At 58.8% G+C, this 23,934-nt stretch carries 28 protein-coding genes; 12 read left to right on the forward strand and 16 right to left on the reverse strand.

Annotated features, from left to right (window positions below; translation table 11 throughout):
- Positions 1-283: 283 nt before the first annotated feature.
- Positions 284-484: a hypothetical protein gene (locus METFOR_RS15975; RefSeq protein ID WP_233504519.1), complete on the forward strand. Its 201-nt coding sequence runs from the start codon at positions 284-286 to the stop codon at positions 482-484.
- 1,282 nt (positions 485-1,766) lie between these two features.
- Entirely contained in the window at positions 1,767-2,042 is a 276-nt protein-coding gene (locus METFOR_RS15980; RefSeq protein ID WP_233504520.1) for a hypothetical protein, read from the forward strand.
- A gap of 49 nt (positions 2,043-2,091) precedes the next feature.
- Here the strand turns inward: METFOR_RS15980 and METFOR_RS11220 are convergent, their stop codons facing one another.
- The 5 genes from METFOR_RS11220 to METFOR_RS15420 form a co-directional block, all read right to left on the reverse strand.
- The gene (locus METFOR_RS11220; protein ID WP_048110954.1) at positions 2,092-2,325 is read right to left on the reverse strand and encodes a hypothetical protein; all 234 of its coding nucleotides are present in this window, start codon (positions 2,323-2,325) and stop codon (positions 2,092-2,094) included.
- Between the two features lie 341 nt (positions 2,326-2,666).
- A complete protein-coding gene (locus METFOR_RS11225; protein WP_015286262.1) occupies positions 2,667-3,014 on the reverse strand; it encodes a HepT-like ribonuclease domain-containing protein in 348 nt (115 codons plus the stop codon).
- Positions 3,011-3,301, reverse strand: a complete 291-nt coding sequence (locus METFOR_RS11230; RefSeq protein WP_015286263.1) for a nucleotidyltransferase family protein — start codon at positions 3,299-3,301, stop codon at positions 3,011-3,013. The genes METFOR_RS11225 and METFOR_RS11230 overlap by 4 nt, the downstream gene beginning before the upstream one ends.
- Positions 3,302-3,372: 71 nt before the next feature.
- The gene (locus tag METFOR_RS11235; RefSeq protein ID WP_015286264.1) at positions 3,373-3,801 is read right to left on the reverse strand and encodes a hypothetical protein; all 429 of its coding nucleotides are present in this window, start codon (positions 3,799-3,801) and stop codon (positions 3,373-3,375) included.
- Complete coding sequence (locus METFOR_RS15420) at positions 3,798-4,202, reverse strand: hypothetical protein (RefSeq protein ID WP_015286265.1); 405 nt, start codon at positions 4,200-4,202, stop codon at positions 3,798-3,800. Before METFOR_RS15420 ends, METFOR_RS11235 begins: the two co-directional genes overlap by 4 nt.
- A 583-nt stretch (positions 4,203-4,785) precedes the next feature.
- Between METFOR_RS15420 and METFOR_RS11245 the strand changes: the two genes are divergently transcribed.
- Entirely contained in the window at positions 4,786-5,310 is a 525-nt protein-coding gene (locus METFOR_RS11245; RefSeq protein ID WP_015286266.1) for a hypothetical protein, read from the forward strand.
- A gap of 5 nt (positions 5,311-5,315) precedes the next feature.
- Here the strand turns inward: METFOR_RS11245 and METFOR_RS11250 are convergent, their stop codons facing one another.
- Positions 5,316-6,506, reverse strand: a complete 1,191-nt coding sequence (locus METFOR_RS11250; protein WP_015286267.1) for a hypothetical protein — start codon at positions 6,504-6,506, stop codon at positions 5,316-5,318.
- A gap of 146 nt (positions 6,507-6,652) precedes the next feature.
- Between METFOR_RS11250 and METFOR_RS11255 the strand changes: the two genes are divergently transcribed.
- The 3 genes from METFOR_RS11255 to METFOR_RS11265 all read left to right on the forward strand — a co-directional run bounded on the left by METFOR_RS11255 (position 6,653) and on the right by METFOR_RS11265 (position 8,296).
- Positions 6,653-7,219 (forward strand): RDD family protein, encoded by a 567-nt coding sequence (locus tag METFOR_RS11255; protein WP_015286268.1) that lies wholly within the window; start codon positions 6,653-6,655, stop codon positions 7,217-7,219.
- Between the two features lie 52 nt (positions 7,220-7,271).
- Positions 7,272-7,661, forward strand: coding sequence for a HEAT repeat domain-containing protein (locus tag METFOR_RS11260; RefSeq protein ID WP_015286269.1), 390 nt, complete (start codon positions 7,272-7,274; stop codon positions 7,659-7,661).
- Positions 7,662-7,726: 65 nt separating this feature from the next.
- Positions 7,727-8,296, forward strand: a complete 570-nt coding sequence (locus METFOR_RS11265; RefSeq protein ID WP_015286270.1) for a hypothetical protein — start codon at positions 7,727-7,729, stop codon at positions 8,294-8,296.
- A 9-nt stretch (positions 8,297-8,305) separates the two neighbouring features.
- Here the strand turns inward: METFOR_RS11265 and METFOR_RS11270 are convergent, their stop codons facing one another.
- On the reverse strand, positions 8,306-9,307 hold the full coding sequence (locus METFOR_RS11270) for a histone deacetylase family protein (RefSeq protein WP_015286271.1): 1,002 nt from the start codon (positions 9,305-9,307) through the stop codon (positions 8,306-8,308).
- Between the two features lie 123 nt (positions 9,308-9,430).
- Positions 9,431-9,970 carry an archaemetzincin family Zn-dependent metalloprotease gene (locus METFOR_RS11275; protein ID WP_015286272.1) on the reverse strand — a complete coding sequence of 180 codons (540 nt, stop codon included), beginning with the start codon at positions 9,968-9,970 and terminating at the stop codon, positions 9,431-9,433.
- Positions 9,971-9,987: 17 nt separating this feature from the next.
- On the opposite strand from METFOR_RS11275, the gene METFOR_RS11280 reads away from it, so the two are divergent.
- The gene (locus tag METFOR_RS11280) at positions 9,988-10,407 is read left to right on the forward strand and encodes a UPF0146 family protein (RefSeq protein ID WP_015286273.1); all 420 of its coding nucleotides are present in this window, start codon (positions 9,988-9,990) and stop codon (positions 10,405-10,407) included.
- On the opposite strand, the gene METFOR_RS11285 is transcribed toward METFOR_RS11280, so the two are convergent.
- The gene (locus METFOR_RS11285; protein WP_015286274.1) at positions 10,384-11,799 is read right to left on the reverse strand and encodes a replication factor C large subunit; all 1,416 of its coding nucleotides are present in this window, start codon (positions 11,797-11,799) and stop codon (positions 10,384-10,386) included. The two genes, METFOR_RS11280 and METFOR_RS11285, sit on opposite strands and share 24 nt — an antisense overlap.
- Positions 11,800-11,958: 159 nt before the next feature.
- Here METFOR_RS11285 and METFOR_RS11290 point away from each other — a divergent pair, with 159 nt between their 5' ends.
- The 4 genes from METFOR_RS11290 (at position 11,959) to METFOR_RS15640 (ending at position 14,545) form a co-directional block, all read left to right on the forward strand.
- Positions 11,959-12,972: a methanogenesis marker 2 protein gene (locus tag METFOR_RS11290; RefSeq protein WP_048110956.1), complete on the forward strand. Its 1,014-nt coding sequence runs from the start codon at positions 11,959-11,961 to the stop codon at positions 12,970-12,972.
- Positions 12,957-13,721 carry a methanogenesis marker protein Mmp4/MtxX gene (gene mtxX / locus METFOR_RS11295; protein ID WP_015286276.1) on the forward strand — a complete coding sequence of 255 codons (765 nt, stop codon included), beginning with the start codon at positions 12,957-12,959 and terminating at the stop codon, positions 13,719-13,721. Before METFOR_RS11290 ends, mtxX begins: the two co-directional genes overlap by 16 nt.
- 197 nt (positions 13,722-13,918) lie before the next feature.
- On the forward strand, positions 13,919-14,125 hold the full coding sequence (locus METFOR_RS11300; RefSeq protein WP_015286277.1) for a histone family protein: 207 nt from the start codon (positions 13,919-13,921) through the stop codon (positions 14,123-14,125).
- A 249-nt stretch (positions 14,126-14,374) separates the two neighbouring features.
- A complete protein-coding gene (locus METFOR_RS15640) occupies positions 14,375-14,545 on the forward strand; it encodes a hypothetical protein (RefSeq protein ID WP_158491383.1) in 171 nt (56 codons plus the stop codon).
- 293 nt (positions 14,546-14,838) lie between these two features.
- Here the strand turns inward: METFOR_RS15640 and hisB are convergent, their stop codons facing one another.
- From hisB to METFOR_RS14670, 6 genes are all read right to left on the reverse strand, one after another.
- Complete coding sequence (gene hisB, locus METFOR_RS11305; RefSeq protein ID WP_015286278.1) at positions 14,839-15,417, reverse strand: imidazoleglycerol-phosphate dehydratase HisB; 579 nt, start codon at positions 15,415-15,417, stop codon at positions 14,839-14,841.
- Positions 15,414-16,124 carry a 1-(5-phosphoribosyl)-5-[(5-phosphoribosylamino)methylideneamino]imidazole-4-carboxamide isomerase gene (hisA, locus tag METFOR_RS11310; protein WP_015286279.1) on the reverse strand — a complete coding sequence of 237 codons (711 nt, stop codon included), beginning with the start codon at positions 16,122-16,124 and terminating at the stop codon, positions 15,414-15,416. The genes hisB and hisA overlap by 4 nt, the downstream gene beginning before the upstream one ends.
- Before the next feature lie 8 nt (positions 16,125-16,132).
- Entirely contained in the window at positions 16,133-17,050 is a 918-nt protein-coding gene (hisG, locus tag METFOR_RS11315; RefSeq protein WP_015286280.1) for an ATP phosphoribosyltransferase, read from the reverse strand.
- An 11-nt stretch (positions 17,051-17,061) separates the two neighbouring features.
- On the reverse strand, positions 17,062-18,264 hold the full coding sequence (locus METFOR_RS11320; RefSeq protein ID WP_015286281.1) for a methionine adenosyltransferase: 1,203 nt from the start codon (positions 18,262-18,264) through the stop codon (positions 17,062-17,064).
- 228 nt (positions 18,265-18,492) lie between these two features.
- A complete protein-coding gene (locus METFOR_RS11325; RefSeq protein ID WP_015286282.1) occupies positions 18,493-19,995 on the reverse strand; it encodes a zinc-ribbon domain-containing protein in 1,503 nt (500 codons plus the stop codon).
- 107 nt (positions 19,996-20,102) lie between these two features.
- Positions 20,103-21,473, reverse strand: coding sequence for a hypothetical protein (locus METFOR_RS14670; RefSeq protein ID WP_015286283.1), 1,371 nt, complete (start codon positions 21,471-21,473; stop codon positions 20,103-20,105).
- Between the two features lie 201 nt (positions 21,474-21,674).
- Here METFOR_RS14670 and METFOR_RS11335 point away from each other — a divergent pair, with 201 nt between their 5' ends.
- Positions 21,675-23,045 (forward strand): P-loop domain-containing protein, encoded by a 1,371-nt coding sequence (locus tag METFOR_RS11335; RefSeq protein ID WP_015286284.1) that lies wholly within the window; start codon positions 21,675-21,677, stop codon positions 23,043-23,045.
- A gap of 6 nt (positions 23,046-23,051) precedes the next feature.
- Here the strand turns inward: METFOR_RS11335 and sucD are convergent, their stop codons facing one another.
- Entirely contained in the window at positions 23,052-23,930 is an 879-nt protein-coding gene (sucD, locus tag METFOR_RS11340) for a succinate--CoA ligase subunit alpha (RefSeq protein WP_015286285.1), read from the reverse strand.
- Positions 23,931-23,934 lie beyond the last annotated feature (4 nt).

Raw genomic sequence — 23,934 nt, forward strand, 5'->3', positions numbered from 1 at the left:
GCTTATTGAACCGGAAATTATCATCTGACCATAAGTATCAGTACCGTTTACGAATGTCCCCGTCTGTGTCAGCGTGTAATACCACCCAAATTCGCTCCACCATGTTCCAGTCCACGATAGGCATGTTCCCTCCGAACAGGGTTCACTGGTATTACATACATGCCCGCATGCCCCACAGTGCTGACTGTTGCTCTGCGTATCAATACAGGACCCATCACAGAGGGTCTGGCCGGACGGACAGGATGGATTTACTGACGTAATCGTGGTCGCTGGAATTTCTGTTGTGACAGAAGTATTGGAAGTCCCTGATGTTGCCGGAGTTAATGGCACGGCAGTAGTCTGCGTGGCAACCGGGGATACCGGTGGCTGGGAGGTATCTGTGCACGCAGAGACAAGGACCAGTGCGAAGAGCAATCCGACAAAAATGACGGCGGGTATTTTATTTTTCATGATAGACGAGATCATGAGAGTGGAATTAATCTGAAATGTATATCCTGTTTCCCCACTGATGCGAGTTGTTCACCGGTATAATCTTGTTCCAAAGATGCGCTATTAACAAGTCAGTCCTGTTCCCGGGTATAGGTGAAGGTATTTTTTCCGAGCAATGCACCAGAGAACGATTTCCCATCCGGGGCCATATCGTACGTAAAGGGTGAAGACATTTTACCTTTTGTCCAGGTACCGGTAAGTCTCGGAGGATTCCCGCTTGTTGAACCAGATATTATTACCTGTTGATAAGAGTCGGTGCCGCTCACCGATGTCCCGGTCTGTGTCAGCATATATACCCATCCGTCATCCCTCTTCCAGGATCCCGTCCACGACAGGCACTTTCCCTCCGAACAGGGTTCACTGGTATTACATACATTCCCGCATGCCCCGCAGTGCTGACTGTTGCTCTGCGTATCAATACAGAACCCTTCGCAGAGAATCTGACCGGACGGACATGATGGTTTTCCTGCCGTAATCGTGGTCGCTGGAATTTTTGTTGTGACGGAAGCTCCGGAAGTCACCGGCACTGCCGAAGTCTGAGCGGGAGCCGGTGATGCCGGTGGTTCGGATGTATTTGTGCACGCAGTGACAAGGACCAACGCGAAGAGCAAACCGACAAAAATGACGGATGATATTTTGTAAAATTTTTCCCCGTTATATGACATAATTGTACATAAATTAATGAGAGATGCATATTTATTTCAAATGGTCTGGGTTTTTTTATTATGACAAGGGTTTTTTAATATCGTTGATAATTTTCAATTACGCTGATTTTCAAAATCGTACTCTAGGGATGCATGATAAAAAGTTCAGGGGAAAAAGGTCCCCCGATAACAAGTCACTCCTGTACCCGGATCCAGGTCAGGACTCTTTTTCCAAGCAACCCGCCAGTGAACGATTTCCCATCAGAGGTCATATCAAACGTACAGGGAGAAGAATCTCCACTTTTCGGGTAAGTCCAGATACCAGTAAGTTTCGGAGGATTTCCGCTTGTTGATCCGGATATTATTATCTGATTAAAAGTACTGTCAAAGCCGTTCACTGATGTCCCGGTCTGTGTCAGCTCGAACGTCCTCTGCCCGTCATCGATCCACCAGGATCCCGTCCACGACAGGCATTTTCCCTCCGAACAGGGTTCACTGGTATTACATATATGCCCGCATGCCCCACAATGCTGACTGTCGCTCTGCGTATCGATACAGGACCCGTCACAGAGAGTCTGGCCGGACGGACATGATGGTTTTCCTGCCGTAATCGTAGTCGCTGGAATTTCAGTTGTGACAGAAGCACCGGGAGTTTCGGAGGTTCTTGGAGTCACCGGCACGTCCGGACTCTGCCCGGGTGTCGGGGATACCGGTGGCTGGGATGTGTCTGTACACGCAGAGATAAGGATCAGTGCGAAGAGTAACCCGGCAAAAATGACGGGGAGTATTTTATTTTTAATAATAGACGACATTCTTGTAGAGAAAATAATGCGAGATACATATTTATTTCAAATGGGGAAATTTTTTTTATTATGGATAATGTTTTTTAATCCCGTTGATAATTTTTAATTACGCTGATTTTAAAAAAAATTACTTGAAGGTTGCACGATTAATCAGGTCATGGCGTTTTTCGCTCAAAAATTACCGTCAAATTTTTTTTATCGATTAGTTCCAGAAGAGCAATGTGCGGCCAACCCGGATTTTTACTGCTGATACAAAAATAATCCAGTATACCGCCGGGCATCTGAAGGACGACGCGATGATTGCGGTTGTCGATCGCGTTGTTGAGATCATGCGGCAGTAACCAGGTTATTTCTCCGTGCATTTTCCCGAACGGGTAATACAGGGTCATCGTAACCTGGGGGGTGCCCACGCGGCGGGGGCAACGCCCCCGAGAGCGTCAGGAGAAAACCTGTTCAGGTCGATCCAATATCCCCTCTTCTTTCACTTGGCCCATCCTGCCCCCCTCGCACCCCCGACTTTCACCTCCCAAAAGCGTACATTAGCGTTTTACAGCGCCACGTAAAATGCCCTGTTTCGCTTGTATCCCAAGGAAAACTCATATCTCCGGATCACTGAGCAAAACTGCACCGATTTTTACAAAAGTTGATCAAAAAATTGGAAATCGGAGCCCGTACAGGGGCCGGATTGCTCATTCTGAGAGCCCCCCGAAACAGGATACAAAATATGGAGTTACCGGGGGTATTCCCGGACTATCGCAGCGATCTTCCCTTTGGTTGCCGGAATGTTCTTCGTTGCGATCTGCCAGATCACTTCGTGGTCAACCGCAAAATAATGATGGATAACCTTGTTCCTCAATCCCACGATGGTCTTCCAGGGAACTTCGGGATGTTGCTTCCGGATCTCATCCGGGATCGCAGCAGCGGCTTCACCGATCTTCTCCACATTCCGTTCAACGGCATCGATCAGTTGCTCGTTCCTGATAAAATCCTCATAGGAGATCCCGGCAATGTAGCGCTCGATCTTCTCCATGGAGGCAAGGATCTCTGAAAGGTACAGGGCTGGAGACCGTGCGGTCATGCGTACTGTACCTCAGCAAGGATGGTATCCCGGATCAACGGGTGGAGCGATCTCCGTATGACAAGATCGACATTATGATGGAGGCGGGATTCCAGGTAATCGGCAAGGTCCACGAGCTCCCATCCGATCGGCTTGTCAAATTCGACGATGATGTCGATATCGCTCGCTGGAGCAGCTTCCCCTCGTGCATAGGACCCGAAAATACCAATGGAGGTAACACCGTATTTCTTTTGGATCTCGGGGAGGCACTCCCGCAGGATTTTTCGTATTTCATCAGCCGATTTCATGGTTCCGATAAAAGATGATGGATCTCCACCCTAAAAAATGCACGGTCGTCATCACAAAAGAAAAAAGGGGATTACTCCCCATCTCCCGGCGAACCTCCCCCCGCCGGCTCATCCCGCAGATCCACCGTTCTCACCGGCAGGACCTCTCGCGGGATAACCATCCCGTCCGCCCGGACCTCCCGGATCGAATCGTGCCGGACCAGAAAGAACTGCCAGTCGCCGTTCGGGGCCCGGACCCAGAACTCCCGGGCGGTAACAAGAGTCAGGGCAACACGGTGGAGGCTTGCGAGCTCGCGCTGGTACTTGTGCAGGATCTCAAACTCGTACGTGAAGAGCGTTTGCGAGCGTTTCACTTTCACGTACACGACCCGGTCCGGTTCGTTGATAATGAAATCGAACGCGTTGTACCGTTGTGCAGCTATCCGTTCGACACTCCCGCGTCTCTCCGCGATCTCCACCGCCTCACCGAGTGCGTTCTTCGGGCGCCTGCCTTTGGTCATGGCACACCTCCCGGTCCCTGCCGGTCCGCTTCAAGGCCTTCAATGCGGTACCGGAGATCATTGATCTGGTAGAAGATCTCCTCGTTCATCCGGTCCTGCCGCTCCATGAAGGAACAGACAAGATCGCGAAGCGCTGCCTCGAACTTCACGTACGGGATCTCGGGATCCTTTCCATAGAGTTCCCGCAGGGTCTGGCGCCGGACAGCGCTCTTCGGTGCCCTGGGCCGGGCAATGGCCAGCCCTCTCAGGGCAGTCACCCGCTCAGCAGGATGTGCTCTACAGCTCCGGCGCAGTGCCAGCCCTTGTTCATGTGCTTCCGGATTATCCGGGCCGGTACCCGGTCCGCCGGTGCAGCCTGCACCAGGCGGATCTTGTGTTTTCCTTTCAGGCTTTTCTGTCATGTAATATCCTCATGTCATCCGGGGCCCCTGTGACAACCCATTATCCGTTTCAGAAGACCATGGGCTTTGATTATGGACCGGTTGTAAGAGAAAATTGCGTGCGATGCGCTGGTTTTACCGCAATCCGGGCTTCCCGTCCTGCTCTTTTTGTAGGAACAAAATTGTTCCCAAGGCACATCAGCATTCAAGCAATGTTCACCTCTTCCGGTTTTTTGCAGGGTTTCCGCTGACACAGACAGCATGGTGCCTGAAAGAGTATGGGTCTGGCTGAATAAATTCCAAAACGGGAAATCCGGACAATTTCCCGATGCTTTGGGACAATCGGTACAATATTCAGGCAGATCCGGTTGCGCAAAAATGTTAAATGAAAATTGTTGACTTCCCTCCTGTCGACTTTCCAGAGGATGCCTTGATACGCGGAACCAGATCTCCCGACAAAGGCTCCGACCGATAAGCATCGCAGATCAGAGAACCTTATCAGTCCTGACTGCATTGCTTCGGATAATCATGAGTACATGCCCGGCCACACTCGTTTCCAGCACCGATCATACCTTTCATAACCCCTCATGCCAACAGACTTTCCATGGAAAGCCCCGACCCATTCCGGTACGGTCTCGCAGCCCTTGTCCTGCTTACGGCAATCGCTCTCACCGTGTTCCCCGCATCAGCCCACGCCCCTTCGGACATCCAGCTCTCGTACAATGACGCTGCAAAAGAACTGACCGTGGTGATCACGCACCCGGTCCCGGACCCGCAGTCCCATTACATCCGCAACGTGAAAGTCAAGGTCAACGATGTCGTTTCCGTTGACAGGGACTACACGAGCCAGCCTTCGGGAGACCGTGTGACGTACACCTGCTCCCTCCCGCTGAACAAGGGCGACACCATCCGCGTCACGGCAACCTGCAGCCAGGGCCCCTCGCTCACAAAGGTGATGGACATCGCAGCACCAGCCGCAACCACTGCTTCAGCAGCAGCTCCTCCCCAATCACCGGCTCCCCGGCCCGCGTCAACTCCCGCACCGGCACCGGTAACAACACAAAAATCAGCCCTCGGTCTCCTTCCGGTTATCGCGGCAGCGGCGTTTGTGCTTGCAAAAAAGAGATAATTTTTTTACAGATCCCCGCCCCGGCCCCGGCGCCGCTCCTCGTAGGGGATCTCGGCGCTCTCGCCACGGCCGGGTTTCTTCCGGTCGCGCTTGACACTCTCAAAGCGATCTTCCAAGGGAATGTCCACGCTCGCGCCCCGGGGCAGGGGCTCGCGCTCGTGCCGCGATGATCCCCCGAACCGTTCCTCAAGGGGGATCTCGACGCTCTTTCCCTTTGAGAGGGGTTCGCGTGCCTGCCGGGCGTACTCGAACCGGTCGGCAAGGGGGATATCAACGCTTGCACCCTTGCTGAGTTCCCCACGTTCGCCCCGGGCGCGTTCGAACCGGTCCTGGAGCGCTATCTCGTTGCTCCTCACTTCATTGTACCGGCCCTGGACGGTGCGCTCGCGCTGCTGCCGGTTCTCTTCTACTGCATAGTGGTTGCCGCGGCGTGCCGGGAATCCCCGGGGAGCAGCCTCTGCCGGCACATCCGCATCGGCAATAAAATCAATGCCGCCATCATCATCACCGCGTGACGGCCTCCGTCCTGATGAGGGAGCCACGGCACCCCGCGGGGCCGGGCGCTTGCCGGTGAAGGCATACGGGCTGCCCTTCTTCTCACTCCGGATCTTCGCCACCTGGTCTTCGATATGGGCATTCCGGTCCGCCTCGCTCCACTCTGTGAAAACCAGGAACTGGAGGAACGCATCGGGCCCGCGGAAGACCGATGCATCGATCCGGTCAAAGAGGAAGGTCTTCGCGACATCCCCGAACCATCCCCCGGACCGCTCGGTGATGACGCCGTTGCCGGGCTCGAAGACGAGGACCCGCTCGATCTCCCCGTTCCGTCCCCAGACCGTCTCCGCGATCCCCTCGTCTTCGAACGTGATCAGTTTCCCGACCGCACCATAGTCCCCGCCTTCCCGGATGGCGATCCGCTGCACACCATTCTCGAACCGGAAGGTCCGGGGCCGTGTCCCGAACGCGAAAACCTCCTCGACCATGCCGTACTTGTCGAAGACAAAGCGCCGGAGCGTCCGGTCCGGCCGGGCCGGATCGCATTCCGTCATGATCTCCGACGAGGGGTCGAAGCGGTACTGTCTCCGCACGGATTTCTTTGCATCCAGCACGCGGACTCCCCCGTTCCCGTACTGGTAGTAGCGCACCACCGGCCCTCTGCGGGAGCCTTCATGCTCGGTTATGACAGAATCGGTCATCTCAGCAGCTCACCCCGTTCTTATGAGTATTCTCCCGATGTACGGTTATCCCGTCTCCAGAGAAATAGTTTGTTCCGGAACCGGGCCGGATCACGGCAGAAAAAGAGTAACCTTCATGGATATGAGCGTATAACGGGTATCCTGAAATGACTGATGACGCCATCGTCACTCCCGTTCCCGCAACGGATCCCGCTGTCACGGGAAGCCCGGATATCCCTGCATCTGCCGTAACCGGACAAGGCCGCACGCTCTACCTTGCCAAGTGGACGACACGGTTCTGGGCCTGGCTCATCGACTTCTTCATGGTCATCCTCTTCCTCAACATCATCCGGGGCATCGTCGATTCGCTCGGGTGGAGCATTCCCCTGTATATCGATCCCTGGAACTGGGAACCCTTCGAGTTTGCATTCCAGACCCTCTTCTTCTTCCTGTACTGGACGGTCATGGAAGGATTCCAGGGCAGGGGGCAGTCCATCGGCAAGATGGTGATGAACTTAAAAGTTGTCAGCCGTGACGGGACAAGGATCGATTATAAGGAAGCCGCGATCCAGAGTTTCGGCAAGGCATTCCTCCTCCCGCTGGACTGCCTCATCGGATGGATCGCCATGCCGGAGACCAAGCTCCGGGTCTTCAACCGGCTCTCGGGCACCATCGTGATCAAGACCGATTACAAGGAACCCGCCGGGATCCTGTACGTGAAAGACAAGGAGTGACCGGGCCGGCCCTGCATCCCTTTCCTGCAGGCCTGCCTGCACGGAGCGATCCATGGATACCCCTGACCCCGGAGAAGGAACTGCGGAGGATACCGGCCCGGCAGGCCGGTCCCCGGAATACGGAGAGAGACTCGCGCATTTCACTGCCCTCCTCCAGGACGATGACGTCTCCTCGCGGTGGAAAGCAGCGGAAGCGCTGGGCCGGATCGGGGACCCGGCTGCTACGGGTGACCTCATCGATGCGTTATGGGACGAAGATCCGCGGGTGAGGACAAAGGCGGTCTGGGCGCTCGGGCGGATCGGCGATGACCGCGCGATTCCCCCGCTCCGGCGCCTGTACCGGATGGAGTCGGAAGAAGCCCGCGAAGATATCAGTGAAGCGATCGCCGCAATTGGTCGCAGCAGGGCCGGAACGGGGCCGGACGATCCTGCCGGGAGATGAGGGGGACGTGATGAATAAAGAGCATTTATCGGATGGCACGGTGAACAGGACACCGGGAATACAGCATGCCTGAGATCGAGTCGCTGTACCGGAAAGTCAACGGGAAGATCTTAATCGAGATCGATCTCAAATCGGTTGAGCAGATTTTCAACTCGCTTGACCATGCCCCGTTTCACGAGAAGGAGCTGGACCCTGACGCAGCGCAGTACATTGTCGATATCGTTGATGATTTTCCCCTGAAAACCCCCTTCCGCCTTGTCATCTACCTGCCGGTCTGCATCCACTGCAAGGAACAGGCCGGTAAGATCCCCGCGGCCATCCGCTCGCATTTCCGGTACCGGATGCTGGTCCAGGACCTGAAGTTCCGGGAGAAATTCCGGCAGGGGAGATGGGCGCTTCTTGTCGGCCTCACCTTCCTCACGATCGCCCTGCTCGCCCGGCAGGTCGTTGCCGCGTACCTTGCCGCAGACCACCTCCTTGCCCAGATCTTTGCCGACGCCCTCCTGATCATCGGCTGGGTTGCCATGTGGGAACCGGTCACGATCCTGCTCTACCAGCTCTGGCCCATTGTCAAGATGAAGAAGGTGTTCGAGAAGATCAGCACCATGGAGATCGAGATCCTCCCCTCATCGTGAAGAGGGAAGTCAGGCTTTTTTGATCCGGTGCAGCGTGGACTGGAGCGCCGCGATAGTCTCTTTCGTGCTGTCGGACGGCTCACCGGGACATCCTTCCACCGACCCCCTGCCGGACCGGAGTGCCGAGAAGATGCAGGAAACCGCTTCCCCGTGCGAGGGGCCGTAGCCCCCTTCGAGGACGAGCGCCAGCGGCCGGTCCGCAGCCTGCATGAGAAATGCAGTAAGGTTCGAAAAGTCGGCGGGACGGAGGGCAAGACCGCCAAGAGGATCGTCAAAGAGGGTGTCCTGTCCCGCGGAGACGATCAGGGCATCGGGCCGGAAGCGATCGATCACGGGCACGAAGACTTCAGCAAAGACCGCGAAAAAATCCGCGGCACCCGCCCCGCACGCGAGCGGTGCATTGACCGTGTACCCGGTCCCGTCACCGATCCCGGTATCGCCCGTCCTGCCGGTATACGGGAAGAGGTATTCCTGGTGAACGGAGCAGTACAGTACCTTATCGGACCCGTAAAACGCCTGCTGGGTCCCGTTGCCATGGTGGACGTCCCAGTCAACGATCGCAACCCGGTCAACATCCTCAAGGAGACGGGCAGCCGCGATCGCAGCATTGTTCAGCAGGCAGAACCCCATTGCCCGCTCGTGTTCAGCATGATGGCCGGGGGGCCGGGCCAGGGCAAACGCATGCTCCCCGTCCAGGGTCCGCTCCGCCGCAAGGATCGCGGCGCCTGCTGCCCCGAGCGCTGCGTTGTACGAGGCAGGGGTCACGTAGGTATCCGCATCAATGAACAGGGGGACCGTGGCAGCGGCAGAGCGCTCCTTAAGCCATGCAAGGTACCAGGGTGCATGGACCCGGAGCACGGCCTCTTCCCTTGCCGGATCCGCAGCACGGAACGCCGTGCCCGGGGGGACACCCGATAACGCCGCGAGGAGACGGGCGTTACACTCGGGATGGGCGGGACAGTCATGCCCGGTACCGGCCGGGCTGGTGATCACAGAGCAGTGCACCGTCATTCACCCGGTGACCCGCGGCTGACGGGATTAGGGGACTATTACCGCTGCCGGTATATGCAGGTTGTGCCACCAGTTGGGGAAAATGCAGCAGAAGAACGCAGGGAGAACCGCCAGAGTGAAGGATCAGAACCCGGCGGTGATCTCTTCGAGCTGCTTTGCGCAGTCCGGGCAGAACATCTTCCTCTTCCGGTCGAGCTCGTCGAGCGTGTTGGGCCGGAACATGATGCACTCGGGATTTTCGCAGTGCCCCAGGCCCAGCAGGTGCCCGATCTCGTGGGAGCCTTCCTTGGTGATCCGGTCGATCAGGTCGTCGTCATGGTGCTCCCTCCCATAGTATTCGTTTCCCAGACGGGCAGTCGAGACAACCGCCGCCCCGACCTGCTCGCGGGCAAGGCCGAAGACAAAATCGTTCCCGTTCCGGAAGAGGTCCTGATGGACGACAAGGAGGACCGGATCATCGATCCCGTGACGGTGCTTGTATGCCTGGACACTGTCGAGCAGGGCCTGCGCGTCGACCTGGTGGCGGGCATTATTGTAGCCCATCAGCCGGACAGGGTTCTCCGAGACCGTGGTCCGGACACCAAGAACAGAGGAGATGATGCGGGAGACCGGCACCTGGAAGCCGGAAGGAGATAAGGCATCCCAAAAAATATGGACATGCATCGCTATATTCTGTTGGAATGGGCTCGTATAAACATGTTGAGAAATGCGTCGGGGACTACATTGCCGCGCACTACACGAGCCCGGTCGAGGTGGGCGTGGGAAACAACCCGGGCGCGGCGGGAATCATCCATGCGGCCGGGGTCCCGGTCCGGTGCACGGACATCCGTGAGCGGATCGTACCGGAAGGAGTGGTCTTCCACATTGATGACGTGTTCGAACCCGATCTCTCCTTTTACCGGGATGCTGACGTGGTATACGCAATCCGGCCGGCGATCGAGATGCTCCCGCCCCTCATCGCCCTCGCGGAAAACCTTGGCTGCGACCTTCTCGTGTACCACCTCGGGTTCGAGACGTACGGGAGCGGCGGGGAGAAGATCGACTGCGGGGTGCTCCTGCACCGGTACGTCCGCTGCTCAGAATCCGTCAAAGAGCGTTGACTGGGTTTTTGCGGGAGCCGGCTCTTCCTTCACTTTTGCCGGTGCAGCCTTCGGGCTCTCCGCTTCCGGTAACGGGAGCTCCCCTTTCTTCTGCGGTTTCTCCGCCTTTTGCTCCTTCTTTGGCGGGGCAGCTTCCTTCTTTGCCTCTTTCTCCCGCTCTTTCTCTTCCTGTACGATCGCCCGGATAATCTCGGCAGCCCGTGCCCGGTCATTCAGGAAAAAGTTGAGCTGGTCCGCGTCAAACGAGAGCTCGCGGGCGAATCCCGCCGGGTCCTGCCCAACGAGAAGGGCGAGGGTGTCGAGATAGTGCTCCCGCAGGGTGTCCTGCGGGACGTGCATTGTCGATGAGACCTTGTTTAAGGTCGCAATACGGATTGTCTTCTGTTTCTTTGCGGCGGCCATCTTCTGCCAGCGCTCGGGTGGCATGATCCGGGCATGGATGCCCTTTCCCCCGGCAGCGTCCGCAACGCCAAGCAGCATCACCGCCGTTGCGTACCGCCAGAGCGTATGGTACTGGCGGCGGTACGTGTAGCCGAGGTACTGGTCCGCCCGCGAGAGGTACCGGTATGCCCGCTCGACGGAACGGGGATCCGCGAGATGGGGGACACTCCCCTCGACCCACTGCACGATGGTATCCGGGGTGTCGTCAACATCGTACGAGAGCCGCATCAGCTCGTCGTCGCGGGTCTTGCCGAACAGTGCCGTGATGAGCGAGAAGATGGAGACCCGCTCGTCTTTCTGGGAGGTATGGACCTGTCCGTCATCGAGACTGTCTCTTCCAAGGGCTGAGGCATAGAGCATGTTGACCGCGGAGCGGATGTCGCCTCCGGCGCTCTCGGCAATAGACTGGAGGGCGGCGTCGCTGCAGCTGATCTTCTCTGCGGAGCAGAGGTACCTGAGGCGCGGGACAATGGACCGGGCGGGCACTGCCTTGAACTGGACCGGCTCGCAGCGGGCCCGGATCTCCGGCGAGATCCCGTACAGGTCGTTTGCGATCAGGATCATCGGCTGCTGCGCCTGCCGGATGCATTCGAGGATTGCCTTTGCCCCACCCCGGTCGGCATTTCCCTGCAGGTTGTCCGCTTCGTCAAGGACAATCAGTTTCCGCGTTGCGCCGGTCAGGCTCGCGGTCACGCTCCCGGCGCCGGCGATCCGCTCGATCACCGCTGCCGTCCGCTGGTCGCTTGCGTTCAGCTCGACGACTTCCCAGTTCATGTCGTTTGCGAGTGCGTAGGCCGCCGAGGTCTTGCCGATGCCGGGCTTGCCGTAGAGGAGGAGCGGCCGGGACTTCCTCGTCCAGGTCTTTGCCCATTCCGCGATCTGCATCACCGGGGTCTTGTTTCCCACAAGATCCGCGAGGTGTGCAGGGCGGTACTTCTCTGCCCAGTCCATAATCAGTCTACATTTGCGGGGCTACCAATAAAAGCGCTTTTGTACGAGTGGCAGGCCGGCGTTTCAGCAGAAGAACAAATGAATTATCTCTGATGAGGCGCAATTAGGATAACACGAGTATCCGTGCTCCGTGCACGGACTGTATTTTCAGGTGATGTCGTGGTCCGCAACTGCTCCACAGAATCGATCGCAAAGGTTGTCCGGGAATACGAGGGCGTGAAAAGGAAACATGCCATCGGCGAGATGGTCAAGGCGCTGCGGATCGATGCACCGCACGTCGTGGCCGCGTTCGGCGAGGACGCGGCGGTGATCGAGCACAACGGCGAGGCGCTCCTCCTTGCGGCAGACGGCATCTGGTCGAAACTGATGGAGGCGGACCCCTACTGGGCGGGGTACTGCTCGGTGCTTGTCAATATCCACGACATCGCGGCCATGGGCGGCCGGCCGATCGCGATGGTGGACGTCTTTTCCATGTCAAAGGGCATGATCCAGGAGCAGGTGGTGAAAGGGATGCACGACGCATCCGCACAGTTCGGCGTCCCGATTGTCGGGGGGCACCTCCACCCGGACGCCCCCTACAGTGTCATTGATGTCTCTATCCTGGGCTCGGCACGGCTCGACTCGATCATCTACAGCCACACGGCACAGGACGGCGACATTGTCGTGATGGCCATCGACCTGAACGGGCGGGTCCACCCCTCCTGTGCCCTCAACTGGGACTCGGTGACGATGAAATCCGCAGCCGAAGTCCGGGCGCAGATCGCGGTTCTCGAGGAGATTGGCAGAAAACACCTCGTGACTGCAGGAAAGGACATCAGCAACCCCGGCCTCATCGGGACGCTCGGAATGCTGCTTGAGATCAGCGGCAAGGGCGGCGAGATCGACCTTTCGCAGATCCCCAAACCGGACCTTGCAAAGAACGGCATGACGTTCGAGCAGTGGGTCCGGATGTACCCGGGCATGGGATTCATCCTGACGGCAAAGGAGGAGAAGGTCCCCGAGCTCATCAGGACGTTTGCCGGTGTCGGCATGACGGCAAAGGTGATCGGCAGGGTGAACAACAGCAAGTCCCTCTCCGTCCGGTACGACGGAAGCGAGACCGAGGTCTTTGACTTCATCAAAAACGGGATCATGCACCTGACCGAAGAGGACGTTGCATGCCAGTCGCGGTAAAGCGGGTCGGGATCGGGATCTTTGAGGATCCGGAGAAGGTTATCGAGAGTGCGGTCGCCGTCTGCACCTCCATGGAAATTTCCTGTTATTGCCGGCCCGGCATCGTGAAGGACAAGCCTTCCGAACGATCGGTCCATATCCTTGAGTCTGCACATCCCGAGCAGGCGATGATCGACGACCTCATGAACGGTTCGATCGATGCCGCGGTACGGGGAACGTTACCCGCAAACGCGACACTGAAAGCGCTGAAGATTGCCGAGGGGGTCGACCACCTTGAGCGGATCGCCCTCCTTGAGACGGCCGGCGGGAAGAAATTCCTGCTGACACCGGTCGGCGTGGACGAAGGCTGGACCGTCCCGGAAAAACTCGAACTGATCAAGAAAGGGAAGATCATTGCAAAAAAATTCGGCCTGCCGGAGAAGACCGGCATCCTCTCCGGTGGCAGGCTCGGGGACATCGGGCGCCATAAGCAGGTGGACGCGAGCATGGCCGAGGCCGAACTGGTTGCAAAACTCTCGGATTCCGTGCACTGCGAGATCCTGATCGAAGATGCGATCCAGACCTGCGGCCTCATCATAGCTCCGGACGGGATCTCGGGGAACCTTATCTTCCGGACACTCACATTTTTAGGAAACGGGTACGGGCATGGGGCGCCTGTGGTAAATATCCGCAGAATTTTCGTGGATAGTTCGCGCGCCTCTCCAAATTATGCCAATGCGTTATTGCTCGCAGCATCTTTGCTGGAATAATTTAAGGCCCCGTTTTTGCTTTATTTTCCCCAAAAAAATCAATAAAACAAAATAAAAAATATTTTGCGAAATTCTGAAGCCCGATTCGCTCTTGCCGTGCAACACGCCCTCAAATATCATATTGCGGGGCTATATTGGAGTATTTCCCCAAAAAGTATTTAAATATACCAAGTGGATTTCTTTTTGAGGTAAAAAACATGGCAGATTTACCAATCGCCGCAGTTGTAAGGATTGCAAAGAAAAACGGAGCCGAACGCGTGGGAAGCGATGCAGCCGAGGCACTGGTTGCCAAGGCCGAGAAGTACATCGCCCAGCTGACTAAAGAAGCCAACAAGCTTGCCGAGCACGCTGGCAGGAAGACCATCAAGAAGGAAGACGTGGACCTGGCGTCCAAGTCCAACTAAACTCTATTTTTATCAACGTTGAGAAGGACTGCGGGATGCAGTTCTTCGAATTGTCGAAGGTCATCAGACCTGAGAGAGGAGAATGTCGTAAGTCATCAGACTTGCGGCAGGAGAAGGACAGACCTTCTCCTGAACGCATCAGCGTTCTTCGAATTAATCAAATTGAAAATTGTTGCTTGTTTTTAGCCATTACATGGATCGATTCATTGTTTCGTTGTTACGATCGCCCCCTTTGCGCCTCCGACTGGTTTGAAAAACCAGGAGGATGAGAAGAACGCGGATGCGTTCTTCGAAAGCCCTGACTCGAAGAACCTTGCAGGTTCTTCTCGTGTCTCGGGTCTGAAGACCCTCAACACCCCCAAGGGGCAGGGGGCGCTGATGATGCTTCTGCATTACCTGCACGGAAAAAGAGGACGATAACAAAGCATTTTTCCGACAGCATTCCACCCCCGCCTAAACTCCTGCCTGCCCGTGGCAGCAGACGGGAGGTGTCGAATCGCATCAGCGGGGGCACAGACGATGCCTCTGTATTATCTGAAAGGGATACTCCAACAAAGAATCGTTTTCATCAAAAAGAAATTGATACCGCCGCGGGGCGCCCTTCGGGGCGGCGGCCGTTAATCACAACCGGGGGTATGGGGGCATCAGCCCCCATCATTACTTCAAATGTTTTCAACGGACTAAAAAAATAACAATTAATCGAATGAGATTTCTCAGAACTTCCCCTTGGTGCTCCGGACCTTCTTGTCCCCGGTCAGCGCAAGTGCCTGCCCGAGGGCGATGCCGAATGCCTTGAACGCTGCTTCGCACTGGTGGTGGTCGTTTTTGCCGGAGAACGAGATGTGGGCCGTGATGCCGGCGCGGGTGCAGAGCGAGTAGAAGAAGTGCTCGAAGATGTCGGCCGGGATGGTGCCAACCAGCTTGTTGCCAAACGTTCCCTTCCAGACAAGGTATCCCCGGCCCCCGCAGTCGAGGGCAACTTCACCGAGAGACTCATCCATCGGGATGACCGCATGGGCAAACCGCCGGATGCCCCGGCCCTCGCCGATAACCTGCTTTATCGCATCGCCAAGGACGATGCCGATGTCCTCGATGGTGTGGTGGCAGTCCACATGCAGGTCGCCCTTTGCCGTGCAGGTAAGATCGAACCCCCCGTGCCGGGCCATCGCGGTCAGCATATGGTCGAAAAACGGGACCCCGCTGTCCACCTTCACCATCCCCTTCCCGTCGGGGTTCAGTTTCACTACGATCTTCGTTTCCTTTGTCTCGCGCTTCACGTCCACAACTCTCATCTGCATTCCTCCAGTGCATCCTTCAGTTTGATCTTCCCGCTGTACAACGCCGAGCCGAGCACCGCTCCGGCTGCCCCGGCTGCCTTCAGGGCGGCTACATCGGAACGGGCCGAGACACCACCGGCAACAACAACGGGGATTGTTACCGCATCGATCAGCTGCTTCACCGGATCGATCCGTATGCCCTGCTGCAATCCCTCGACATCCACGTTCGTGTACAACAGCGAGCCGGCACCCAGCTCTTCGAACCGTTTCGCCCAGCCGATATAGTCCCCGGCCGTCTCCTGCCAGCCATGCACGGCGATCTGCCCGCCTTTTGCATCAACCCCGGGCATCACCCGTTCTTTCCCGAACTCGCGGGAAAGGGTCCGGATGCACCCCGGATCCCGGGTTGCAAGGGTCGAGATAATGACCCGGTCCACGCCGGTCTCGAGCCAGTTCCTGGCATCATCCACGGAACGGATGCCCCCGCCCAGCTCGATCTCGACACCGGTCTTTTTGATCAGGTCTTTAATGAGCCCTGCATTCTTCGAGGCCGTCCCAAACGCCCCATCAAGGTTGACAACGTGGAGCGCTGTTGCTCCCAGATCCAGCCAGCGGGTTGCACAGGCAAACGGGTCGCCGTATGCCGTGGCACTCTCGCGTTTCCCCTGCACGAGCTGGACGCACTTCCCCCCAAGGATGTCGACAGCGGGAAAGATGTTCATTTAGCAGCCTACCGGATCATCCGCTGGATGGCCATCACGAGAATATCCCGGGCTCCGGCACGCCGGAGCTGGTTGATGAGGGTGTACACCCGCTCCTCGCTGACCACCGCGTGGACTGCAACAAGACCCTCCGAGGAGGCAACGTCCATCACGGTCGGCCCGGAGAGACCGGGCAGGACCTTTTTTACTGCATCAAGGCAGGACCGTTTGGCGTTCATCATCAGGTAACACTGTCCCCGTGCCCGGATCACGCTCTCCAGCGCAAGGTGGATCTCGTCGATCTTCTCCCGCTTTTGCTTCAGGGACTCGCGGTTTGCGATAAGGTGGGTGGAGGTTGTGAGAACCTCATCGATCACCCGGAGGCGGTTGGTCTTCAGCGTCGTGCCCGAGCTTGACAGGTCGATGATCGCGTCCGCGATCCCGAGATGCGGGGTTGCCTCGCAGGCCCCGCCAACCTGCACGATCTCGACGTCCACCTTCTTCTTTGCAAAGTACCTGCCGGTGATAACCGGGAACTCGGTCGCCACCTTCTTCCCCTTCAGCTGCTTAGCCGAGGTTATGCCGGAGTCCTCGTGCACGGCAAGGACCAGTTTCCCCCTGCCGGACTGGAGGTCGAGGAGCTCCTCGACATCGGACTCCCGCTCGATCACCATGTCGTGGCCGGTGATGCCGAGGTCGGCCGCCCCGTTTGCAACGTACTCGGGGATATCCACGGGACGGGCAAAGAGGATCTCGACATGGGGGTCCAGGGTCCGGGTGATCAAACGCCGTTCGGCCCCGCTCTCCGCAAGGTGGAGCCCGCTCTTCTCCACAAGATCGAGGATAGGGGCGGCGATCCTTCCCTTGTTGGGGATCGCAAGCCGCACTACGGCAGAAAAAGAGGGGGTGTCACGGGATTTTTTGGTGACAGGTGCAGGTTTTGCCATCGCTCTTCCAATCAGAACGTCTTGAGCTTGCCGGCGATTACCTTTTCGGTGACCTCGGTTACATTGGCCAGCTTGTCGTCAACAATGCCAAGGATCTCGGCATTGATGTCCTTTAACTTGACACCGGACGCGGGCAGCACCTGGACACTGGCCACGAGGGGCTGGTCGATCGGCTTTCCTATCTGGGAGAGGAGGCGGATGTACATCTCCTCGATGCCGTCGACCTTCTTCACGCAGTCCTGTGCGATCTGGGTCGAGAGGAGGTTGTAAATCTTGCCGATGTGGTTGATCGGGTTCTTGCCGCTCGTTGCCTCCATGGACATCGGGCGGTTGGGGGTGATGAGCCCGTTGCAGCGGTTGCCGCGACCTACCGAGCCGTCGTCTCCCATCTCGGCCGAGGTACCGGTGACGGTCAAAAAGACGCTCTTCTTCTTGATATCGTCGGCCGTGTTGACATGGACAACGACTTTTCTCTTGGAGGTCTTCTTTGCGACCGCTGTGATCTCCTCCCGGAGGATGTCCATGTATTCACTGTACTCGCGGATGTCCTTGCAATACCGGTCAACGATAGCACAGGCGATCGTGAGGGTGATGGTGTTCCCATCGCGGAGGCCCATGATCTTGATGTCCTGGCCGATGGCGGGGTACTTCTTCCGGAGTTTTGTGTCGATGTAGTTCGCGCTGTTGAGGATGATGTTCTCCACGTCAGAGAACGGGGCGTGGCCGACACCAAACGAGGTGTCGTTGGACCGCGGGGCCTTGCCCTGGTTGGGCTTGAAGACATCCCGCAGGTCGGTGGAACCGGTCCCGAGCCGACAGTCGATCATGATCTCGCGGTTCAGGTCAAGGTCGGGGAGGATCTTGTGGATGTACTTGTTGGCAGCCTCAACGGCAACAGCGTCCGCGGGGACCTTGACGCCGTTCCATTCCTTGGTCGCACGGCCGTCCAGGAGCACGTAGATCGGGCGGATCATCCGGCCGCCGCCGAACTTCGGTGCGGATTCGCCGGCAACGACTTCGCCCTGGTCGGTGTTGTGGTGGAGGACAACGCCGAACTCCTCAAGGTAGGTTTTGCAGAGCGCCTGGCTGATGGACTCTGCAATGCCGTCGGCAAGGCTGTCAGGGTGGCCAAGGCACTTGCGCTCGGCAAGTTCTATGCGCTGCTTTTCAAGGGGGATCTGGTCCAAGGCTTCGATCTGGATGTTTCTTTTCATGAGTGTCCTCGTGGGCTTCGTTAGTATACATGGGAATGGTATTGATATAACAATTTCCAATTATACAAGAAACAGGGGGGAAATTATTACTGTTAGTAATCGAGAAACCGGCACAGATCGTCGTAAACACTGTACATACAACACGATATAACCACTGGTGATTCCCGGGGCAGTGCAGAAAGCAAAAAAAAGAAGAGAGAACGAGCGGACCGTACGTAGTCTGGTGTATTACCGCCGCAGGAACTTGTGGAGGATGGTCATCTCGCTGCCCTTCGGGGCCTTCTTGACCGGGGGTTTTGTCGGGACGGGCTTCTCCTCCTCGAAGTCCTCCTGATCGACCGGAACGGGCCGGTGGTTCTCGTGGCCCGGCGGGTCGGTCCTTGTCATCTTCCGTGTAAGCGTCGGGCTGGTGCGGGAGTGCGGGAGTGTCCTGCCCACGTTCAGCTTGGTCCCGCACCCCGGGCAGAAGTTTGCGGAGTGCGGCAGCTTCTTCCCGCAGTTGTGGCAGTACTGGGGGGTTGCCTCTTTCAGCTCATCGCGTTCCGGTTTCCCGGTGATGGGGGCTGCCCTGCTCTCCTGGACAACCGGGCGGCGGGCCGGTGCCGGGGCGGGTCCTTCTTCCGGAACGGCGGGCGGGGGCTCGATGACAGTTCTCCGTTCCGGACGGGGAGAGACCGGGCCGGTCTGCCGGATGGCTGTCTTCATGGCCACCCGCATCGCAGACTGCACGGCAGGCTTTGCTACGGCCGGTTCCTCTGCCTCGCGGGTTGCCGGGGGTTCCCGCTCGTAGGTGGTGGCGATAACCTGCCGGACCGGCACTTTCCGGGGGGGTGTCACCACCGCAGGTTCCGGCGCTGGCACCTCTTCCGGAATGGATTCTTCTTCGGGAACCGGGTAGGGCGAGAGCAGCCGCTTTACCGGGGGCTGCCGCTCGTGGTCCTTCTTGACCGGCCGTCTCGCCGGCTGGAGTTCAGGCCGGGGACGGGCACGCTCGGGGACGCGGATCGGTGCAGGCTCCTCCTCTTCCACTTCACCATATTCCTCATCAGCTATGGGCTCCTGCACCTTTGCCGGCGCAGGCCTCCGCTGGGGCTTCCGTGCCGGAGGGCGTTCTTCTTCAGGCTCCTCCTCCACGACAGGCTCCCTTGGCCGTGGCGCTGCGGGCCGCTTTCCGGGTTTCTTTGCCGGTACCGGTTCCTCGCCCAGGAGGAGGGTGATCCATTCATCGATCTCCGCGGACCGGTCCGTGCCGCCCTGGACAAAGACCAGTTTCATGGTCTTGATCTCGTCGTCTTCGGACTTGAGGGAGAGGACGAGTACGGGGTCGGAACTCTCAGAGACTTCGACGATGCTTCCCACGATCGTGTCCCGGGAAACGTCTTTTGCCGTCACCTTGATCTTCTTTTCCTGCGTGTCGATCAAAAAGATACGCTGGTTGGTCAGGTAGGCGTGGAAGGAGAATTTCTTGACAGCAACATTGAGTGCCCCAATCAGCACCTGTTCACCGGGCTGGAGGACCGCAGAGAGCCCCCCCTCCTCCTCGTCCTCTGACTCAGGATCCCCTGCCGGTGCGCGGGCTGCAGTCCCTTTGGGGGCAGCACCTGCCCGCGGTACGGTGAACCTCGCCGCGTCAGCTGCTGCACGCTCTTTTTTCCGGGTAATTTTGCCGCCGCAATAACCGCATTCGGTGATATCATCCCGAAGGTTCATCCCGCAGTGAGGGCACTTCATCAAGGAAACTCCGCAAATTTATCGTACGGACTGGATAACTATAATGTTCTCATAAGATATGAAAAATTCTCTGATCAGCGATCGGTCCGTCAGGAGGAACTGCAGGGCTATTTGGGAGAGAGAAGGGCACTGATCGCTGTGGCGATCTCGCGCCGTTCAGCCTCTTTTTCCGCGGGCCAGACATACAGCCCGGCCGTGTCCCGGCTGGTGCAGAGCAGGGCATTGACCCGGCAGCGCTCCGGATCCCCCGAAAGGAGGCAGTCGTCCGGCCCGACCCGTGCAAACCGGCCGGTGATTGTCTCGGAGACCGGCTCCGGGAAATCAAGGACGTGATACAACCCCCGGTTTACGGCAACGATCAGCACGCCACGTTTCCCGGTCTCTCCGGAATTCCCCGGCATGAGAGTGCCGTACCGCTCATCGCCGTACCCGTTGAGGAACTCGCGGTAGAACGGGTCGTGCCGTTCCTTGAGCTGTGAGAGGAAGAGGCCGGCTTTCAGAGAGAGGTAGCGGGAGTACTTCGCGTTGACCGGTTCCCGGAGGTGATGAAACGCCGGCAGTTCAAGGAGCTCGCCAAGGGTTCTCTGCACCCGGAAAAAGGCATCGCCTTTCACGCTCCCGACAACCTTCAGGGCGACCGGCCGGAAGTAGATCGTCTTTCCCAGGACCGGGACCACAAGCGTCCCGTCCTTCATAGCAGTGAGCGTGACATGTGCAGCAGGCAGGGGGGCAGGAGGCCTCTTTTCCGCCACGGGGGCTTTCGAGGGGGCGACCTTTCCCCCCGGTGCCGTGCCCCGTGCAAGGAGAGCCCATTCCTCCGCCGAGTGCGTTGTGTCGAGGTGCTTTTTCCAGAGCGGGTCGCGGATATGGGCAATGGAGACCAGCCGGAACGCAGGGCCGACCGGGATGAACTTTGCGCCGCAGTGCGAGCACTCGATAATGAAGTCCGTCCGGGGGATCCCGAAGAGCTGCTTTCCCACGATCTTTGTGAGGACCCCGGTCCGGCAGACCGGGCAGAGGTCCATCCACGAGAACGACGACCCGTCCACTTCTCCCGCGAGACGGAGCGAGGGGGCGAGCGCTGACGCGATGTGCCAGGTCCATGGGGGGAGCAGGCGGATTGCCCGCCGTGGCCGGTGCATCTGCCGGTCGATAATCTCCGTCATCTCCGCGATCCCGGCACTGCAGAGGACTTCTGCGATCACCGGGACGACCGCTTTTCCCGTGACCCGCAGGCGCTCTTCGAGACAGGAGTCCAGGCCAGGTGCTACGCTCCCGGCAATCGTGTCGCGGGGCGTGCTGAGTGCAAGCGCCCGGGTCGGTTCGGCATTGAGGCACTCCATGGTCACGCCGACCAGCTCGCCCGTGACATGCACGCCGCCCCGTAAAAACGGGAGCTGCGAGACACGCTGTGTCACGGTACTACAGGCATGGGCGAACAACTCGGGCGGGATGGGAAGAAACTGGGGGGAGGACATGGTGTTTGCGACAGATCCATTGTCACGGGATCACCATAACCGTTCGGGTGCTGCCGGTTGGGCCGGTAACGACACTGCGAAAGAGGGATGTTGCTCCTGCGGGCGGCGGCCGGGGCCCCTCATGATGCACCCGCGTCCTGCCGGTGGTGCAGGTGAGATGCGATCGCAAGGGTATTTGCGCCGTTCGTCCCATGAACACCTATGGACGATGCCGGCAGGTGGGACGAAGCCATTGGTTCGTTCCTGCATTCGTACACCGGGGACGGGACGCAGATCGATTCGTCCCGGGTCCAGCCGGGGATCACCGCGTTTCTGGTCCGCTCTTTTGACGGTGCTGCCCTCCAGTTCAGTTTCCCCGTTGTTGTGCAGCGGAACCTTCCAGCCGAGATTGCCCTCGATCCGGCCGGCGCGGACGGTGCTGCTGCTACCCTCATCGAGCGGGTGAAGGGGCAGGCGGAGAGCGTACCGGCCCTCGGCCCGCTGTACGGGAAGGGCGTGCCCGGCTCGCAGCGGTACCGCGACACGATCGAACCCTACACGGTCATCCATTCCGACGAGACGCTGGCCTCGCATCTCTGGAAAGCCGATGCCCGTAACTTCTGCGACTGCGAAGGCATCCACGTGATCCTCCGGGGCGCCATGCCCTGCCCGGACGGAGACGGGAGGAGGCAGGTTGCAGACGCCCTCGGCGGCCTTGCAGATGCCGTCGGAACAATTGTGGAGAAGACGCCGGCACGGGTTGTGGATGCGTCATGGCTCGCGTCGCTCGACCAGAAGCGGCTCCGGCGGGGACTCCGCGAACGGGGGCTCGTTGCATTTGTTGCAGATGGTTCGAAACTTGCCCGGACGCTGACGCACCACCGCTGTTTCTTCCGGGTCGCCGGCCCCAAGACCGGCGTGAACATCCCCTTTTGCTGCCCGGTGGAACTCGATCCGGTTGAGCTCGGGCTCCCGGCTTCGGGCGGGACCGTGACCGGCCTCGGGATACGCCAGCGGGAGGTGCTCGCGATTGCGGGTTCGAACGCCCAGGGCAAGAGCACGTTCCTGGAAGGTATCCTTGCCGGCAGGGACGACCATGCACCGCATGACGGACGGGAGCTGGTTGTCACGGCACGGGGTGCCTGCACGGCAGAATCGACCACCATGGGCCTTGCCGGGGCCGACATCAGCATGTTCTTTTCCACCCTCCCGCCTGGCGTGAGCGGTACGGTCCGCTCGGTGCACGGCATGGGGAGCGGGTCGATGACCATGGCCTGGCAGGTCCAGTCCGCCATCGCCCGCCATGCCCCGCTCCTCATCATCGACGAGGACCGGGCAGCCCCGAACCTGCTCGTCAAAAGCTGCCTCCAGAAAGAAGAGATCACCCCGCTCTCCGAGATCCTTTTCCATGACCGTACGAAGATGGGCGATACGGCGCTCGTCTTTGCCGCCTGCGCCATGGACACGCTGATCGCCCGTGCCGACCGTATCATGGTGCTCGACCGGCACGAGGCCTCGGCGATCGATACCGGTGAGTTCCGCAGGATGCTTGCCGAAACGTTACGAAAAACAGCAGACGGGCTGGAAAAATAGTTTTTTTCAGCACCCGCACCGGAACAGTTCCCGCACCATCTCCGGGATCTCCGATACGCGGGACGCCACCGGCACGCCGTGCTTTTTAAGCCGGGCGATCTTGGACTTCGCGTCGCCCTCGCCACCCTCGACAATGGCACCTGCGTGGCCCATCCGCTTGTCGGGGGGGGCCGAGACGCCGGCAATATAGGAGACGATCGGGAGGTCGGTGCAGGTCGCTCCTTCTTCCTCGAGGTTCCCGCCTACTTCCCCGATCAGGACAACGGCCTTTGTCTCCGGGTCCTTCTCGAAACGCTGCATCACGTCAACGAACGTCTGGCCGATGACCGGGTCGCCGCCGATCCCGACCACCGTGCTCTGGCCGATGCCGGCCCGGGTCAGTTCGTCCACGACCTCGTACGTGAGCGTTCCCGAGCGGGAGATGACCCCCACGTGGCCGCGGGTGAAGAGGGCTGACGGCATGATCCCCATCTTCACCTCGCCGGGCGAGAGGAGCCCGGGACAGTTGGGGCCGATCACGCTTGCGCCCTCCATCCGTGCGTAGGCAACTGCCTTCATGGTGTCCTGCACGGGGATGTGCTCGGTGATGCAGACGATGGTGTCGATGCCGGCGTTCGCTTCCTCCATGATGGCATCGGCGGCCGCTCCTGCAGGAACGAAGATGACGGCAGCGCCGATGTCGTGTTCCTTCATGGCGTCCTTCACGGTGTTGTACACCGGCACGCCGTGCACCTGCTGGCCGCCCTTGCCGGGCGTGACACCGGCCACGACGCCCCGGCCGCCGACCTGCTGTGCGTACGCGTTCATCAGCCCGATGTGGAACTCACCCTGCTTGCCGGTGGCGCCCTGCACGAGCACGCCGGTCTTCTTATCGCCGTAGATCATAAAA

It is taken from the genome of Methanoregula formicica SMSP, from assembly GCF_000327485.1.
GTDB classification, from domain to species: Archaea; Halobacteriota; Methanomicrobia; order Methanomicrobiales; family Methanospirillaceae; genus Methanoregula; species Methanoregula formicica.